The organism is Bradyrhizobium sp. USDA 4461, assembly GCF_054055655.1.
Map to the genome: position 1 here is coordinate 6,840,678 of NZ_JBSRXM010000001.1, position 16,279 is coordinate 6,856,956.

General features: G+C 65.1%; 13 protein-coding genes and 1 pseudogene. 5 read left to right on the forward strand and 9 right to left on the reverse strand.

Annotated features, from left to right (window positions below):
- Positions 1 to 6 precede the first annotated feature (6 nt).
- From argC (ACVINW_RS32265) to ACVINW_RS32295, 7 genes and pseudogenes are all read right to left on the reverse strand, one after another.
- Positions 7 to 984, reverse strand: coding sequence for an N-acetyl-gamma-glutamyl-phosphate reductase (argC, locus tag ACVINW_RS32265; RefSeq protein WP_456754999.1), 978 nt, complete (start codon positions 982 to 984; stop codon positions 7 to 9).
- 113 nt (positions 985 to 1,097) lie between these two features.
- Positions 1,098 to 2,144, reverse strand: coding sequence for an N-acetyl-gamma-glutamyl-phosphate reductase (gene argC, locus ACVINW_RS32270; RefSeq protein WP_456755000.1), 1,047 nt, complete (start codon positions 2,142 to 2,144; stop codon positions 1,098 to 1,100).
- A gap of 71 nt (positions 2,145 to 2,215) precedes the next feature.
- A pseudogene (locus ACVINW_RS32275) lies at positions 2,216 to 2,473 on the reverse strand (FMN-binding negative transcriptional regulator); the annotation flags it as partial.
- Between the two features lie 99 nt (positions 2,474 to 2,572).
- Positions 2,573 to 2,698 carry a hypothetical protein gene (locus tag ACVINW_RS32280; protein ID WP_456755001.1) on the reverse strand — a complete coding sequence of 42 codons (126 nt, stop codon included), beginning with the start codon at positions 2,696 to 2,698 and terminating at the stop codon, positions 2,573 to 2,575.
- A gap of 118 nt (positions 2,699 to 2,816) precedes the next feature.
- On the reverse strand, positions 2,817 to 3,806 hold the full coding sequence (locus ACVINW_RS32285; RefSeq protein ID WP_456755002.1) for an MBL fold metallo-hydrolase: 990 nt from the start codon (positions 3,804 to 3,806) through the stop codon (positions 2,817 to 2,819).
- Between the two features lie 158 nt (positions 3,807 to 3,964).
- The gene (locus ACVINW_RS32290; protein ID WP_456755003.1) at positions 3,965 to 6,622 is read right to left on the reverse strand and encodes a DUF3857 domain-containing protein; all 2,658 of its coding nucleotides are present in this window, start codon (positions 6,620 to 6,622) and stop codon (positions 3,965 to 3,967) included.
- A 139-nt stretch (positions 6,623 to 6,761) separates the two neighbouring features.
- Complete coding sequence (locus tag ACVINW_RS32295) at positions 6,762 to 7,292, reverse strand: DedA family protein (RefSeq protein ID WP_456755004.1); 531 nt, start codon at positions 7,290 to 7,292, stop codon at positions 6,762 to 6,764.
- 207 nt (positions 7,293 to 7,499) lie between these two features.
- On the opposite strand from ACVINW_RS32295, the gene ACVINW_RS32300 reads away from it, so the two are divergent.
- The 4 genes from ACVINW_RS32300 to ACVINW_RS32315 all read left to right on the forward strand — a co-directional run bounded on the left by ACVINW_RS32300 (position 7,500) and on the right by ACVINW_RS32315 (position 12,006).
- On the forward strand, positions 7,500 to 7,868 hold the full coding sequence (locus ACVINW_RS32300) for a hypothetical protein (protein WP_456755005.1): 369 nt from the start codon (positions 7,500 to 7,502) through the stop codon (positions 7,866 to 7,868).
- 101 nt (positions 7,869 to 7,969) lie between these two features.
- The gene (gene parE, locus ACVINW_RS32305) at positions 7,970 to 10,030 is read left to right on the forward strand and encodes a DNA topoisomerase IV subunit B (protein WP_456755006.1); all 2,061 of its coding nucleotides are present in this window, start codon (positions 7,970 to 7,972) and stop codon (positions 10,028 to 10,030) included.
- A gap of 225 nt (positions 10,031 to 10,255) precedes the next feature.
- Positions 10,256 to 11,047, forward strand: coding sequence for an outer membrane protein (locus tag ACVINW_RS32310; RefSeq protein WP_456755007.1), 792 nt, complete (start codon positions 10,256 to 10,258; stop codon positions 11,045 to 11,047).
- Positions 11,048 to 11,235: 188 nt separating this feature from the next.
- Positions 11,236 to 12,006, forward strand: a complete 771-nt coding sequence (locus tag ACVINW_RS32315) for a glucose 1-dehydrogenase (RefSeq protein WP_456755008.1) — start codon at positions 11,236 to 11,238, stop codon at positions 12,004 to 12,006.
- A gap of 71 nt (positions 12,007 to 12,077) precedes the next feature.
- Here ACVINW_RS32315 and ACVINW_RS32320 read toward each other — a convergent pair whose 3' ends face one another.
- Together ACVINW_RS32320 and ACVINW_RS32325 are read right to left on the reverse strand one after the other, a co-directional pair.
- A complete protein-coding gene (locus tag ACVINW_RS32320; RefSeq protein ID WP_456755009.1) occupies positions 12,078 to 13,322 on the reverse strand; it encodes an FAD-dependent oxidoreductase in 1,245 nt (414 codons plus the stop codon).
- Between the two features lie 72 nt (positions 13,323 to 13,394).
- Complete coding sequence (locus tag ACVINW_RS32325) at positions 13,395 to 14,897, reverse strand: caspase family protein (protein WP_456755010.1); 1,503 nt, start codon at positions 14,895 to 14,897, stop codon at positions 13,395 to 13,397.
- A 230-nt stretch (positions 14,898 to 15,127) separates the two neighbouring features.
- On the opposite strand from ACVINW_RS32325, the gene ACVINW_RS32330 reads away from it, so the two are divergent.
- Positions 15,128 to 16,081 (forward strand): helix-turn-helix transcriptional regulator, encoded by a 954-nt coding sequence (locus ACVINW_RS32330; protein ID WP_456755011.1) that lies wholly within the window; start codon positions 15,128 to 15,130, stop codon positions 16,079 to 16,081.
- The last annotated feature ends 198 nt before the right edge of the window (positions 16,082 to 16,279 follow it).

Sequence of the window (16,279 nt, forward strand, 5' to 3'; positions counted from 1 at the left end):
TTGCCGTCAACTGTCGGCAAGCCCGAGCATCAGCCGCATGTTCTGGACCGCGGCGCCCGAGGCACCCTTGCCCAGATTGTCGAGCCGCGCGACCAGCACCGCCTGGCGATGCTTGTCGCTGGCGAAGACATAGAGCTCGAGCTGGTTGGTCTCGTTGAGCGCCTCCGGCTCGATCTTGCCGCCCTTGCTGGCCTCGTTCTGCAGCGGCATCGCGGACACATATTTGCTGCCGGCGTACCACTTCGCCAGCACCGCCTGCAGATCGGCACCATCAGGCTTGCCCGGCAGCGCGTCGAGCTGCAGCGGCACCGAGACCAGCATGCCTTGCCGGTAGTTGCCGACCGACGGGATGAACAGCGGCCGCCGTGTCAGATGCGAGTAGAGCTGCATCTCCGGCACGTGCTTGTGCTCGAAGCCGAGCCCATAGAGATGGAATGCCGGCGCCGAGCCGTCCTCGAAGCTCGAGATCATCGTCTTGCCGCCGCCCGAATAGCCGCTCACCGCGTTGATGGTGACGGGATAATCTGCCGGCAGCAGGCCGGCATCGACGATCGGCCGCAGCAGCGCGATCGCGCCGGTCGGATAGCAGCCGGGGTTCGAGACCTTCGGCGCGGTGCGGATCTTGTCGGCCTGGCCGGGCGCGAGCTCCGGAAAGCCATAGGCCCAGTCGGGCGCGACCCGGTAGGCGGTCGACGCGTCGAGCACCTTGGGCGCCGAACTGCCCATGGTGTCGATCAGCGCAACAGTTTCCTTGGCCGCCTCGTCCGGCAGGCAGAGGATCACGAGATCCACCTCCTCCATCAGCGCGCGCTTGGCACCGGCATCCTTCCGCTTGTCCTCGGCGATGTGCTTCACCGCGACATCGCCGATCGAATGCAGCCGCTCCTGGATGCCGAGACCGGTGGTGCCGGAGGCGCCGTCGACGAACACGGTGGCCCTGGTCGCACCGCTCTTGGTTTTCGGATTGGTGTCGGTGAGGGTCATGGCAGGCTCCTTTCGAGTTCGTTCGTTTCGTTTGCTAACACATCTGGCCGCGCCTGCGCCGCCAATCCGTAGCTGTTATCCCTGAGCGCATCCCCGTTCACAACACCCTCCGCTCACGGAAACAGCGCGATCTGCTCCAACCCGGTGGTTTCGGGCAAGCCGAACATCAGGTTCATGTTCTGGATCGCCTGCCCGGCAGAACCCTTCACGAGATTATCGAGCGTCGAGAGCACGATGGCGCGGTTCTTGATCCGGTCGGCGACGACGCCGATCTGAACGTAATTGGAACCGCGCACGTTCTGCGTCTGGGGCAGCACGCCCTTCTTCGTCACATATACGAACGGCTCGTTGGCGTAGGCCTTTTCCAGCTCGGCGCGCAAATCGTCCGGCGTAGCCCCGTTGAGCTTGACATAGGACGTGCAGAACTCACCCCGCGCCATCGGAATGAGATGCGGGGTGAAGTTCACGGTCACAGCCGAGCCAGCGGCCGCGCCGATCTCCTGCTCGATCTCCGCCGAGTGTCGATGGCTTCCGATCGAATAGGGCGACAACCCTTCGCCGGCCTCACTGAACAGCGTGTTCTGCTTCAGTCCGCGTCCGGCGCCGGTGACGCCCGACTTGGCGTCGATGATGATGTCGTCGATGTCGATCAGCCTTGCCTTCGCCAGCGGAACAAGCGCCAGCAGAACCGCCGTCGGATAGCAGCCGGGACAGGCCACCAGCCGCGCGGCCGTGATCTTCTCCCGGTAGAGTTCGGTCAGCCCGTAGACGGCCTCGTCCTGCAATTCGAGCGCCCGGTGCTCATGGCCGTACCATTGCGCGTAGCTGTCTTTGTCGCGCAGCCGGAAATCCGCGGACATGTCGAGGATCTTGATTCCGGGATTGGCTTTCAGCACCGCGGCGATGATCTCTTGCGTCGTCCCGTGCGGCAGTCCGCAGAACGCGGCATCGAGCCGCGTCCAGTCGACCTTTTCCCATTCCACGAGCTTCGGCAGGTCGAGCATGAAGAAGTGAGGAAATACCTCGCTCATCGTTTTGCCGGCATGGGTGTTGGCGGTCAGTGCGGTGATTTCGGCATTCGGGTGCCGCGCCAACAGGCGCACCGCGTCGGCGCCGGTGTAGCCGGACGCGCCCAGAATTGCGATTTTCTTCTTCGTCATTGCTCGCTCCCTGGAAGCGCAGTCATCTCGGTCTGTATCATCGCGAAAGCCTGCGGGCGAACCTCGCGCATCACATAGGCATCCGCGCCGGTGGCGGCCAGCAGCCAAGACGTCCCACTTGCTGCGCCACCCGCCAGCTTTACCAGCGGATTGTGACGGGCAACATGAAACAGCGCCCGTGGCGAGCCGTCGGCGACGGTCAGATAGAACGGCAGCGCGGCGGCGATCGGCTTGCCGCCGTCCCACGCGCAGGCCAAACCGAAGCCGCGCGCTTCCGCGAAGCCGAGGCTCGCGGCGCGGTCGGGCTTGAACACCGGTGGCGTATACATGGTCGAAGCTCCTGCGTGACGAAGGAGCCGCCAGATCGAACCGCGTGTCTTTTTGAGGAGAGCGCCGCGGGATCGGGTCCGGCGGCAGAGGCGATGGTCTTAAACGCGAGCGACCGCCCATACCGCGGGAATGCTGCGGCGGCGGGCGATGATGATGGTCGCGGCGTTGATCATGGCGCGGCTATAAGGCCGCGCCCCGCTGACGTCAAGGTTGTTGCTGGTCATTCCGGGGCGATGCAAAGCATCGAACCCGGAATCTCGCGCCATGGCTATGCTGCCGCCTCGGGCATGAATTTCTGGATTCCGGGTTCGCGCGGCGGGCGCGCGCCCCGGAATGACAGTCCTAAATCGCCGGATTCCACGGCGCCGGCACGACGCGGTAGCCGTTGCCGTCCTTCACCACATTGCCGAGGCCCGGGAACGGATAGTGGAAGCCCTGCACCTGGAGCCGCTCCGCGACCACCATGTCGTAGATGCGGCGGCGGGTCGTCTCCGCGACGTCGCCGTCCTGGTCGAAGAACGCATGCCAGCCGGGATTGGTCGCGAACAGGTTCGGATTGTTGGTGACGTCGGACTGGATGAAGACCTTGTCCGGACCCGATGCCAGTACATAGGAGGTGTGGCCCGGCGTATGGCCGACGGTCTCGACCGAGGTCAGGCCCGGCGCAATCTCCTTGCCCCACTCGTAGGGCGTGACCTTCTTCTTCAGACCGGCCTCGAAGATGTTGCGGTTGTTCTTGAACAGGCCCTGCATGCGGCCGGCCGGCGCCCGGCTCATCTCGCCGTCGTCCATCCAGAACTTCCATTCGGTCGCCGGCACCAGCACCTCGGCATTCGGGAATGCCGGCGTGCCCTCGGCCGTCAGCAGGCCGTTCACGTGGTCGCCGTGGAAGTGCGAGATCACGACCATGTCGACCGCCTTGGGGTCGAAGCCGGCCGCGACGAAATTGTCGGCGAACAGGCCGTTGGCGCCCTTGCTGCTGGCCTTCGCGACCGCGCCGTTGCCGGTGTCGATCACGACCAGCTTGCCGCCGGTGTTGAGCACGATCGGCGCGAACCAGATCGTCATCATGTCGCGCGGCATGAACGCCTTCTCCAGCGCCGCGTTGACGTCGTCCCGCTTCGCGTTCGGGATGAAGCCGTCTTCCAGCTTGAAGACGTTCTTGCCGTCGGACACCGCGGTGACCAGGATGTCGCCGACCTTGTAGCGATAGAAGCTCGGCGCCTGCTTGTCGGCTGCGGGCGCGGCGGCCGCCGCAGGCGCGGCCGACAACAGCGGCGCGGCGGCGATGCCGGCAGCGCCGGCGAGTGCGTGACGTCGTGTCAATTCCATGTGGTGTCCTCCCAGTGAAACGGTGGCGGCGAGCGCGCATGACGGGCGATGTTCTAGCAGTGTTTTGCCTGCTCGTGCGATGACGGCTGCGCGATCCGTCCTCCGGCTAACCCTGCCGTGGCGGCCTTATTCCGAGGTCCGGCACGTTCCTGTCGCCTTCACAGCCTGCCGAGCAGGCCGATGTGGCGGAACAGGCTTTCCCAGAAGCCGCCGCCGGCCAGCAATCCGTCAAGGCGGGCGCGGGCCAGCGTGCTGCCGCGATCGGACGCCCTGGCGTACCATTTGATGGCTTCCTGGGCGTCCTTCGGCACGCCGGTGCCGCTCTCATAGGCGTATCCCAGATTGTACTGGGCATCGCTGTCGTTCTGGTCCGCAGCAATCCGGAGCAACGCAATGCCCCTGAGCTGATCCATCGGCAGCCCCTGGCCCTTGAGATAGAGCAGCGCGAGATTCATCTGCGCCCACGTCGAGCCCTGGTCAGCGGCCTTTGAAAACCAGTTGGCCGCCTGCTGATAGTCCTGGGCAAGGCCGACGCCGTCCCGATAGAGGCGCGCCAGACGGGACTGACCGAACACGCTGCCCCGCTCGGCTGCCTTTGCGTACCATTGAGCGGCGACCTTCTCGTCGCGCGCCGTGCCGAGCCCGTACTCATAGGCATAGCCCAGCTTGCCCTGGCTGTAGGAATCACCCTGCTCCGCCGCCATTGAGAACCAGCGGATCGCCTCGGCATAGTCGCGCTCGATACCGAAGCCGCTGTCATACATGTAGCCGACATAGGATTGGGCCTTGGCGTTTCCGCTCTCGGCGTAGGGTCGAAGCAGCGCCATCGCGCGCGCGTAGTTCCGCGCGTCATACGCGTTCACCCCTTCGGTGAAGTCGGCGCTGACCTCATTGACCAACGGCACTGACCTTGGCGTCAATCCGACCTGTCGGAATTTGAACTCCGTGAACTTGTCGAAGCCAGCCTTGATGGCCGTTGCGAACTCGGCGGGACAGACCGCGGCGTCGACGCTCAGCTTCAGCACGGCGCTGGAGCGTATCGTCTGGCCATCCAGCGTCGCCGTCGCGTCGACTTCGACACGGCCCGTGGTAGCGCCGTACAGGGTGCTGCCGCTGAAGCTCTGGCTATAGGTCAGTGGTGCCGGCTTTTCGAAGAAATGCGTTCCCTCCGGCACCGTGAGCGAGCTGGTCTCACGATATTCCAGCGAGCGGCAGAGGAAGGCGCGGTCGGTCACCCCACCCGTGGCGAGCAACAGCAGCGACGGCCGTGGATCTGTCAGCGGCAGCATTCGAATGCGTTCTGGATAATTGAGGCCGACGGGCTTGCTGATCTCGAAGGTCGCGGTGATAGCATAGCCGTCCGACAGTTCTCTCGGATTCGGAAAGCCGTAGTCACCGCTACCGCTCAGCCCGGCCTGCTCGATCATCCGTCTGGCGCTGGTCTGCCGATCCACCCTTTCCAGGCCTTGCGCGACAGAACGTCCGACGGTCGCTCCAAGTCCGCTCCCGGACAGGACCGAGCGCGCGCGGCGGGTGCCATCGCCGAGCAGCGTGTAGTCGGTATCCGCTGCAAGCACGAAGCGCTGCGGCCCCGCGACCGGAATGCGGGCGAGCGTCCCCTTGTCGATGTTGAGCGCGGGCTTGCCGCCAAGACTCGCCGGCAGGGAATCGAAAGCGACAAGCGATGCCGTCGGATCGAGATACTGGTCCAGCGCCGGAACGTAGACGATCGCGTGGTCGAAATTCTGCGTAGCGACCTCCGTCAGCGTGTATTGCACGCCGGCGTTCACCACGACGAAATTGGCCTCGATCCCCTGTGCCGCGAGCAATGCCTTGAGGACCGTCGCGTGCGCCTTGCAATCGCCGTAGCGCGCCGCAAACACGGCGGATGCGGGTTGCGACGTCAGGCCGCCATCCTCGAGTCCGATCCCGACATAGCGGATGTTGCGCGCGACCCAGTTGTCGATCCGCTCGACCTTGGCGCGCACGTCGCCGGCGTCGCCGACAATCTCCGCCGACAGCTTCCGCAAAGCCTCATCCGGCAGCGCCATCGGCGCGTTGCGCGCGTTCAACGTCGCCGCAAAGGCCGCATAGTCCGCGAAGGTGCTGGCCTCGAAGCGCTTGGCATCGTCGAACGATCCCGCGTCGATCTGGCGCAACGTCGGCGTCTCCTGCCTGAAGCGGACATGATGCACGATCCGGTCGCCCGATCGTTCCTCGCGATGCTCGACGCCACGGACCGCGATATGCAATGGCTTCGAGGCAGGCGCGTCGAGCGACAGCTCGATCACCTCGGGCGGCTGGTCCACGGGCTGGCTCCAGAAGCCGGCATATTCCCCGGGAAACTCGGCGCGTTTCGCCTTGTAGATCAGCCGGCCCTTGATCTTGTCGCCGGGAGCGACATCGGGATAAGCGACCATCCGTTGCCGCTGCTCATCGAAATAGGGAGAGGACGAGTCGGTCGAGGCAGGCTGGTCGCGCACAGCGCGCTCGTCGACCGCGATCACGCGGCCGTCGGCCTTCAACGTCGCCAGCTCGCTGGACGCCAGATCATAGAAGTAGCTGTTGTAGCCAAAGATCCGGCGGGCGAGCACCTCTGCCCCCTTCTCATTGAGTGCCACAGCCTCAAAATCGAAAACGGTCGTGCTCAGGCCCTGCTCGTCGAAGGTGATTGCGTAACGGACGACCGTGCGCCGCCAGCCTGGATCGACCCAGACCTGGTGCGGCTTTGCGGCCGCGGCGACCGTGTCTGCTGGTTCCGCTGCAACGACACGCGGCAGCAGCAGGGCGAAAACGAGACAGATGCGCGCGATCATGGTGATGCAAGCCCGACGACGACCAAAACGTCGGCTGTTGAGCTAGCACCGAGACATTACCGTCCCCTCGCCCGGATAGAAAACTTTTAAGTTTCGCCCATCGCGTGTGGACGCCGCATGATCTGGCGGGCTGGCCAGCCTACACGACTCGCCACATCCACTCCACAGCATGGGCGATGACATCGCCGAACAGCAGCAGCGCCGCGGACCAGACCAGTGCGGAGACGAAATTGGCGACCTGGAATTGCCAGTACGACATCTCGAAAATGCCCGCTGCAAGCGGCACCGACGCGCGTAGCGGGCCGAAGAAGCGGCCGATGAAGATGCTGGGCACGCCCCAGGTCTTCACGAAGGCCTCGCCGCGCGGCAGGATCTCGGGGTAGCGCGACAGCGGCCACATCTGCGCGACGTGTTCCTTGTAGCGATAGCCGAACCAGTAGGAGACCCAGTCGCCGAGCGCTGCTCCAATGCCGCCGGCGATCCAGATCGGCCAGAAGTTGATCCCGCTGACGCCGATCAGCGCGCCGATCGCAACCAGCGCGCCCCAGGCGGGCACCAGCAATGAGATGAAGGCGAGCGATTCAGCGAACGCCAGCAACATGACGATCGGAGCGGCCCAGGCCTGGTGGTGGCGCACGAATTCGGCCAAGGCCCGCGCTAAGTCTTCCATCTCGTCGAGTGCCTTCTGCTCCGTTGAACCCCGAATGAACCTTTCTACCAGCCCGCAGCCTAAGAACAGGTAAGCCGGCCCATTGCGTGACATCAAGTCACAAAGGCGGGGATCAATCGTGATTTCCCGCAAGCCACCTGCGGTTCGGGCTGGCCGGCATTTCCCTCACAAGAAGCATTTCCCTCACAAGAAAAAAGGAATCACTGGATGATCGGGTCACTGATGATGTGCGTGGGCGTGCTCGTCCTGCTGTTCGGAATGCTCGCGGGCATCGCGATGGGTATCCAGCACGACTTCACGTTGGGGCCGGCGCACGCGCATCTCAATCTCGTCGGCGGCGTGCTGCTGTTCCTGTTCGGCCTGTACTACCGGCTGGTGCCGGCCGCGGGCAGCATGCTGCTCGCCAGGATCCAAGGCTGGCTGCATATCGCCGGTGGCATCCTGTTTCCGGCCGGCGTCGCCGCCGTGCTGCTAAAGGGGCCCTCGTTCGAGGCCGCCCCGATCGCAGGCTCCCTGATGGTGGTCGCCGCCATGGCCCTGTTCACGGTCGTTGTATTTCGTACCTCGCGGGCGTAATCGCAGCTTCCTATCTACCGCGCCCATTTGGCAGCCCATCCGTGGCATAGTCAGAGCAACCGATTCGCTGCGCCGGGACCGGCGCGCTTACTTGAAGAGCCATGGCCAAAGCATTGAAGTCAAACGCCAAAAGCAAATCCGATGAAGATCTGTTCGGAGCCCCGGAACCGAAGGGACGCGCACCGGCGAAGCCTGCCGCCAAGCCCGCGAAGGATGCCGAATCCGCCTATACGGCGGCCAGCATCGAGGTGCTGGAGGGCCTGGAACCGGTTCGCAAACGCCCCGGCATGTATATCGGCGGCACCGACGAGAAGGCACTGCATCACCTGTTCGCCGAGGTGATCGACAACTCCATGGACGAGGCGCTGGCAGGCCACGCCACCTTCATCGAAGTCGAACTGACGGCCGACGGCTTCCTGTCGGTGACCGACAATGGCCGCGGCATTCCGGTCGACCCGCATCCGAAATTCCCGAAGAAGTCGGCGCTCGAAGTCATCATGTGCACGCTGCACTCGGGCGGCAAGTTCAATTCCGATGTCTACGAGACTTCGGGCGGCCTGCACGGCGTCGGCGTCTCCGTGGTCAACGCCCTGTCCTCGCGGCTCGAGGTCGAGGTTGCACGCAGCGGGCAGTTGCACCGCATGACGTTCGAGCGCGGCCATCCCAAGGGCAAGCTCGAAGACCTCGGCAAGGTCAACAACCGCCGCGGCACCCGGATCCGCTTCAAGCCGGACACCGACATTTTCGGCGCCAAGGCGGCGTTCAAACCGCAACGCCTGTTCAAGATGACGCGCTCGAAGGCCTATCTGTTCGGCGGCGTGGAGATTCGCTGGCACTGCGATGCGGAGCTGCTGAAGGGCGTCGAAGACGTTCCGGCGGAAGCCAAGTTTCACTTCCCCGGCGGCCTGAAGGACTATCTTGCCGCGGCGATCCACGCCGACACGCTGGTGCATCAGGACATCTTCTCCGGCAAGTCCGGCCGCAGCGGCGCGCACGGCGCCTGCGAATGGGCGGTTGCCTGGACCGCCGATGCCGACGGCTTCCTGTCGTCCTACACCAACACGGTGCCGACGCCCGACGGCGGCACGCATGAATCCGGCTTGCGCAGCGCGCTGCTGCGCGGCTTGAAGGATCACGCCGAGCGCGCCGGCCAGGGCAAGCGCGCAGCCTCCATCACTTCGGAAGACGTGATGGTCGGCGCCGCCGTGATGCTCTCGGTGTTCGTGCGCGAGCCTGAATTCCAGGGCCAGACGAAAGATCGTCTCGCCACCGCCGAAGCCCAGCGCATCGTCGAACAGGCGATGAAGGATCCGTTCGATCACTGGCTGTCGGGCAATCCGAACCAGGCCAACCGGCTGCTCGATTTCGTGATCGATCGCGCCGAAGAGCGGCTGCGCCGCCGCCAGGAAAAGGAAACCGCGCGCAAGACCGCCGGCAAGAAGCTGCGCCTGCCCGGCAAGCTCGCGGATTGCTCCGACGCCGGCACCGAAGGCTCCGAACTCTTCATCGTCGAAGGTGACTCGGCCGGCGGCAGCGCCAAGCAGGCGCGCGATCGCAAGACGCAGGCCGTGCTGCCGCTGCGCGGCAAGATCCTCAACGTCGCGTCTGCCGGCAAGGACAAGCTGACCGCCAACGCGCAGCTCTCCGATCTCGTGCAGGCGATCGGCTGCGGCACGCTCGCGCATTATCGCGAAGAGGATCTGCGCTATCAGCGCATCATCATCATGACCGACGCCGACGTCGACGGCGCGCACATCGCCTCACTGCTGATCACCTTCTTCTACCGGCAGATGCCGCGGCTGATCGACGAGGGCCATCTCTATCTGGCGGTGCCGCCGCTCTACAAGCTGAAGCACGGCACCAAATCGGTCTACGCCCGCGACGACGCGCACAAGGAAGAGCTGCTCAAGAGCGAGTTCAACGCCAACGCCAAGGTCGAGGTCAATCGCTTCAAAGGCCTCGGCGAAATGATGCCGGCGCAGCTCAAGGAAACCACGATGGATCCGGCCAAGCGCACCCTGCTGCGCGTGGTGCTGCTCGCCGACGATCGCGAGGGCACCGCCGACTCGGTGGAGCGGCTGATGGGCACCAAGGCGGAAGCCCGCTTTGCCTTCATCTCCGACAAGGCCGAATTCGCCAGCGACGACCTGCTCGACGTCTAGCCCAACCAACTGATTTGAAACGATTTTCCGACCGCCTCCTGATCGGGGCGGCCGTTGTCGTTCGCCCTGTCGGAGAGCTCCAATGGTTTCGTTTTCGGACGGTTGTGTCTCACCCGCAACAGCATTTCCGGAGGAACCACGTATAGTCCCCACCATGAGTTTCGGGAATCGGTGCCAACGCACCCCCGTCAGCGACCTGATCGAACGCTAGTCGAGGATTTGGATATGAAGAAGATTTTGCTCGCTCTGACCGCGGTTGCTGCGATGACGGGTTCCGCGTCGGCTGCCGATCTGGCCGCCCGCCCCTACACCAAGGCTCCCGCCCCGATCGCGGTGGCGCCGAGCTGGACCGGCTTCTACATCTTCGGCGGCGGCGGCGGCGGCGTCTGGGACGCTGACACCGGCACCCAGTCGACCGCGACGGGTGCGCCGATCCTCGGCTTCAACCAGCGCCAGGGCGGCGACGGCTGGTTTGGCACGGTCGGTGCTGGTTATGACTGGCAGACTGCCAACAGCTGGGTGATCGGCGTGTTCGCCGACGGTCAGTTCGGCAGCCTGAAGGGCACGATCCAGGATCAGACGGCGTTCCTCGCCGGCAACATCAAGAACGACTACAGCTGGGCCGCTGGTGCGCGCTTGGGCTACCTGGTCGCTCCGAACGTTCTGTCCTACGTCAACGCCGGTTACTCCAGCTCGCACTGGAAGGGCACCACGCTGTTCAACACCGCGACGGCTCTCCCCGGTGGCTTCCACACCAACGGCTTCGATCGCAGCGGCTGGTTCGTCGGCGGCGGCGTCGAGAACAACCTGAACATCTTCGGCATCACCGCGCCGGGCTGGTTCATGAAGACCGAATATCGCGCCGCTTACTACGACAAGAAGAACATCTCGGAGCTGGTTGACGGCACCAACGCGTTGACCGGTACCGACATCACCTTCAAGCCGTTCGTCCAGACCATCAGCACCTCGCTGGTCTACCGCTTCAACTGGACCGGTCCGGTTGTTGCCAAGTACTGAGCTCTTCTGAAATAGCAGACCAAAAGCCCCGGCATTGTCCGGGGCTTTTTTTGTTGCCCGAATCGCTCCGGGAGACGCCCAGTCCGCACACCAGCCGACGCAGGGCCGACCGGCCGTGTCCGATCTGGTCAGTGCTGCGATGATCGGGCACTCTCGCGACCAGATTCAAACCGGAGCGGACAACAACAATGAAAAACGGACAGTTTGATCTCTCGGGCCGGGTCGCGATCGTCACCGGCGGCAATGGCGGCATCGGGCTCGGCATGGCGCGCGGCCTGGCTGATGCCGGCGCAGCGGTCGCCGTGGTCGGCCGCAACGAGGCGAAATCAAAGGCCGCCGTGGAGGATCTCGGCAAGCGCGGCGTCAAGGCGATCGCGGTGGCGACCGACGTCACCGACAAGGCCGCGGTCGCGGCCATGGTCGAGCGGGTCACAGGCGAGTTCGGCCGGATCGACATCCTGGTCAACAATGCCGGCATGAGCATCCGCAAGCCGCCGCACGAGCTCGAGCTCGACGAGTGGAGCAAGGTGATCGACACCAACCTCACCAGCGCCTTCCTGTGCTCGAAGGCGGCCTATCCGGCGCTCAAGGCGTCCGGCCACGGCAAGATCATCAATATCGGCTCGATGATGTCGATCTTCGGCGCCAGCTTCGCGGCGGCCTATGCCGCGAGCAAAGGCGGCATCGTCCAATACACCCGCGCCTGCGCCAACGCCTGGGCGCCCGACAACATCCAGGTCAACGCCATCCTGCCGGGCTGGATCGACACCGACCTGACCAGGGGCGCGCGCCAGCAGGTCGCCGGGCTGCACGATCGCGTGCTGGCACGCACGCCGGCGGCGCGCTGGGGTGTCATCGACGACTTCGCCGGGATCGCCGTATTCCTGGCGTCGCCGGCATCGGACTTCGTCACCGGCACCGCGATTCCGGTCGACGGCGGCTATTCGGTGATGGCCTGACGCGCAGCAGCCCCGGCACGGGCCGGGGATCATGCATCGCGTTTTGATCGGGTTTCGCCACGCGGCGCGCATCAGCCCACGGCAGGCGAATGGACATGCTCCGGCCGCACCCCGACCGCGACCAGACGGGCCGTCAGCCCCTGCAGCCAGGGCATCGCGGTGATCAACCGCAGCGCGAACGGCACCGGCTGGTCGCCCCCCTTCAGCGCCGCGCTGATGATGTTGTTCTGCGCGATCACCTGCATGCGCTGCGTCACGCGCACCGGGAATTCGCGGCGGCGCCGCACCGCATCGAGCTCGTCCTCGGACGGCACGCCGCGAACGAGCTTCGCCGCCAGGATATTGGCGGTGGCGACCGCGTCCTGCACCGCGAGGTTGACCCCGACGCCGCCGATCGGCGACATCGCGTGGGCGGCATCGCCGATGCAGAGCAGACCCGGCCGGGTCCAGCGTGTCAGGCGATTGATCGCGACCGTGAGCAGCTTGACGTCGTCAAAGCTCTTCACGTCGCCGATGCCGGGCTTGAGGATCGGCGCCAGCCGCAGCACGTCGTCGAGCAGCGCCGGCAGTCCCCTCGCTTTCACGGCCTCGTATTGCCCCTTGGCGATCACATAGGCGCATTGCCAATAGTCGCCGCGGTCGAAGGTCACCATCATCTTGCCGTGGTCGATGCGGGCGAACAGGTTCTCGGTCTCGTCCGGACGTCGCCCGACGCGAAACCACAGCACGTCCATCGGCGCGCCGATCTCCTCGACCTCGAGGTCTGCGCGCTCGCGCACGATGGAATGGCGGCCATCGCAGCCGATGGTGAGATCCGCTTCGATATCGATCGGGCCGTCGGGCGTGGTCGCGCGCACGCCGGCAACCGCGTCGCCGCGCCGGATCAAATCGGTCGCCTCGGCATTCATCAGCACCTTCAGCGCGGGGAAACGCGTGCCGCTCTCGCGCAGGAAATTGAGGAAGTCCCACTGCGGCATCATCGCGATATAAGGATATTTGACCCGGAGGCGGCTGAGATCGGCGATCCGCACCGAGGTGCCGCCGAACATGCCATCGAGCTTCTGGATGTCCTGGTGCGGCAGCTTCAGGAAGCCGCCGATCAGACCGAGTTCGTCCATCACCTGCAAGGTCGAGGGATGCACGGTGTCGCCGCGGAAATCGCGGAAGAAGTCGGCGTGCTTCTCCAGCACCACGACATCGACGCCCGCGCGCCCGAGCAGGTAGCCGAGCATCATGCCGGCCGGCCCACCGCCAACCACGCAGCAGCGGACCTTCATCTGTCGCGTAGTCGGCCCTGCCGGACTTCCTGCATCCATGTTGCCATCCTTGCCGCTGCCTCGCCCATCGGGCTCCGACTGTAACGCGGATCGGACGACAAGGATGCAAAGCTATCGCCGGAACGTCTTGATTTCCGACACGCTGCCGTCGCGATAGGTCAGCTCGACCGAAACCGATTTGGTCTGAGGGGCGAGCTTCAGATAGGGCTGCGCGTCGGACGGGATTGCGCTGGGGTCGCGCTGGTTGCAGGGGGGCATCTTCAGCACCTTGTCCGGCACCGCGCTGTCGATGCCGATCCGCACCTCGCGGATCGCGCAGCGGTACGACATCAGATGGGTGTAGTAGACCAAGAGCCCGTTGAACTCGCGGAACGACAGCCAACTCGTCGCGGTCATGTCGAGGATCTTGCGCTGGTCGCGGATCAGCGCGGCATCGGGATCGAACTTGATCGGGAACGGCCCCTGCATCTCGCCCTGGCTATCGATATAGCGAAGCTCGATCGTGGCCGCCGGCGCATCGGCCGGCAGCTCGATCGACGGATTGGGCATCCGTTTGCGCGTCCGCGGATCGAGCGTGTCCATGAAGCCGGTTTCGCGGAAGTCGCCGCTGTCGCCGATCCGCCAGGAAATCCCGAGTGTCGGATCGGCGATCGAGAACACCACGGTCCAGCCGCCATTGTGCCGCGAGAAGCTCGCGATCGGCGCGTTGACCGAGTCCTCCTTCGGCAGCTTCGGCACCGAGACCGGCGGCAGCGCGGCCACCTGCTGCGGCAGCCCGGATGACTTGACCGCCCCCGGCTGCGCCTCCGCCTTGGCGATCCCGTTCAGGAAGACGTCGTCGACCATCTGGTCGAAATAAACCGGGATCTGCTTGTGCTTGACGGTCTCGGCCATCTCGCTGACCAGGCGCCGCGTGCGCTGCGCGACCTGCACCAGGTTCTCACCAGGCTGCAGCAACTCCTTGGCAAAGGTTCGCGTGAACACCGAATTGGGATTGGCATCGTCGTTCGAGAGACGGTCGAGCGCGGTCTGGCGCGGCCCCGCCGAGAACACCGAGAACACGCCTTCGGGCAGCTGCGTCATCGGCGCGAGGCCGCCGCCGCCGGCAACGGCGCGCGTGCCGGCCCGCTCGAACGGATTGTTGCGGCAGGCGTCGAACACCAGGATCGAGGTCCGCGCCTTCTTGTTCTGCAACCGCTCGATGATGCGGTCGGCAAGAACGGAAGCGTCGCGCACCAGCTCCTCCTGCCCTTCGGTCGCCGCAGGCACGTCGGTCGGCAGCAGGAAATTCTGGCCGGCGATCTCGAAGCCGTGGCCGGCATAGAAGAAGAACGCAGTGTCGCCGGGCTCCACGGCGCGGTCGAAGGCGAGCAGCGCCTCGGAGAACGCCTGCCGGTTCAGATTCTCGGCCACCATGACGTTGAAGCCGAGCTGCTTCAGCGTATCGCCCATGGTGCGGGCGTCGTTCACCGCCTTCTGAAGCTTGGGCACATTCCGGTAGTCGTTGTTGCCGATCACCAGTGCGACGCGCTTCTCGGCCTGGGCGGGCGCGGCCGATGCGACAAGAGCGACCGCCAACAGGGTCGCCGAAAGTACCGAAAGCCAGCTCTTCATTCCATTTCCCGCCTGCACAACAAGTGTGCCGCTCGTGCGACTGCCGCTTAATAGTCGGATCAGCCCTTTGGCCGGTTCAAGGCCGGCCATACCGGACCATCGTCCCGGCCCCCGCCAGGCCACCATGGCGCGGTCCGTCCGCCTCAGGTCAAGTTTCTTTTTACGGCCGGCGTGATAGATTCAGGTATCCACTCCGGCGCGAGCTCTCCACAGGTCCCAAGGGCTTTTCCGTGCACACATGGTCCACCGATCAAGTCGATCCCCGGGATCGCTTCGACTATTGGCGCGAGGTCCGCGCCAAGGGCTTGTTCGGCGTCACCGCCGAGCTCGAGCCCGACCGGCGCCATGACTTCTTCGGCGAGTTCTCGCTGCGCAAGCTCGGCGATGCCGGACTGGTCGAGTTGCGCGCTTCGCCATACCGCGTCGAGCGGCGCGCCGGCGATATCGCCGATGCGGCGAGCGACAGCCTGTGCATCTACCAGCAGCTCGGCGGTGGCGGCTGGTTCGGCGGCGCGCGGCTCGATGAGTTCGCGGTGCGCGACGGCATGTTCGCGACCAGCTATTCGGACCTGCCCTACCGCACCGTGCCGCTGCACGATGCCGGCTTTCATCTGCGCATCATCAAGATTCCGGTGGCGAACATCGTGCCGCCGGGTGCCGAGCTCGGCGAGCTCGTCCCCAGGCCCGTGCAGGATGCGAGCGCGCTGCGGACGCTGCTGGAATCCTGCTTCCGCGACCTCGTCGAAAGCAACGACGCGGCGGCTGCGGCCGCGGACCCGATGCTTCAGGCCCTCGCCCATCTCGCGCTGATCGAACGCGGTCAAATGCGGCCGAAGAGCCGGCTCGCCCAGCAGGCGCTGCGCACCGCCCATCTGTCGCTGGCCCGCCGCCTGATCCGTCGGCATCTCTCGAGCGCGGCACTGACGCCAAGCCTGATTGCCGGCCTGCTCGGCATTTCGGTCCGTCACCTGCACATCCTGTTCGAGGAGACGGAGAACAGCTTCTCGGAGACCGTCACCGCGCTCCGGCTGGCGCAAAGCCGCCGCCTGCTCCGCGAACAGCCGAGGCAGACGATCGCCGAGGTCGCCTTTGCCTGTGGCTTCGAGAGCCTTGCGACGTTCTATCGCCTGTTCAACGCATCCGAATCGATGACGCCGGGCGATTACCGGGCGCGACCGGCCTGAGTGCCGATCCGGACCGGCCGGTGCTCCGTGCCCCCTGTATCTCCTTGAATTCAGATCTGCCGCTCCTTGACGCGAAGTGATCAGGCTGCGCGCATTGAGAAGATAATTTCCGTCGACTTCGCCAGAACCGGGCTGGCGCTTCGCCCGGACCAGCCACAGCCAATCCGTTACCGGCGACGCGCGCTCTCATGCAGAGCG

Coding starts and splice junctions, on each gene's coding strand:
- ACVINW_RS32290 (WP_456755003.1), bottom strand. CDS start 6,622: ATGATCGCGCGCATCTGTCTCGTTTTCGCCCTGCTGCTGCCGCGTGTC.
- ACVINW_RS32325 (WP_456755010.1), bottom strand. CDS start 14,897: ATGAAGAGCTGGCTTTCGGTACTTTCGGCGACCCTGTTGGCGGTCGCT.
- argC (WP_456755000.1), bottom strand. CDS start 2,144: ATGACGAAGAAGAAAATCGCAATTCTGGGCGCGTCCGGCTACACCGGC.
- ACVINW_RS32280 (WP_456755001.1), bottom strand. CDS start 2,698: ATGACCAGCAACAACCTTGACGTCAGCGGGGCGCGGCCTTATAGCCGC.
- ACVINW_RS32315 (WP_456755008.1), top strand. CDS start 11,236: ATGAAAAACGGACAGTTTGATCTCTCGGGCCGGGTCGCGATCGTCACC.
- argC (WP_456754999.1), bottom strand. CDS start 984: ATGACCCTCACCGACACCAATCCGAAAACCAAGAGCGGTGCGACCAGG.
- ACVINW_RS32300 (WP_456755005.1), top strand. CDS start 7,500: ATGATCGGGTCACTGATGATGTGCGTGGGCGTGCTCGTCCTGCTGTTC.
- ACVINW_RS32295 (WP_456755004.1), bottom strand. CDS start 7,292: ATGGAAGACTTAGCGCGGGCCTTGGCCGAATTCGTGCGCCACCACCAG.
- ACVINW_RS32320 (WP_456755009.1), bottom strand. CDS start 13,322: ATGGATGCAGGAAGTCCGGCAGGGCCGACTACGCGACAGATGAAGGTC.
- parE (WP_456755006.1), top strand. CDS start 7,970: ATGGCCAAAGCATTGAAGTCAAACGCCAAAAGCAAATCCGATGAAGAT.
- ACVINW_RS32285 (WP_456755002.1), bottom strand. CDS start 3,806: ATGGAATTGACACGACGTCACGCACTCGCCGGCGCTGCCGGCATCGCC.
- ACVINW_RS32310 (WP_456755007.1), top strand. CDS start 10,256: ATGAAGAAGATTTTGCTCGCTCTGACCGCGGTTGCTGCGATGACGGGT.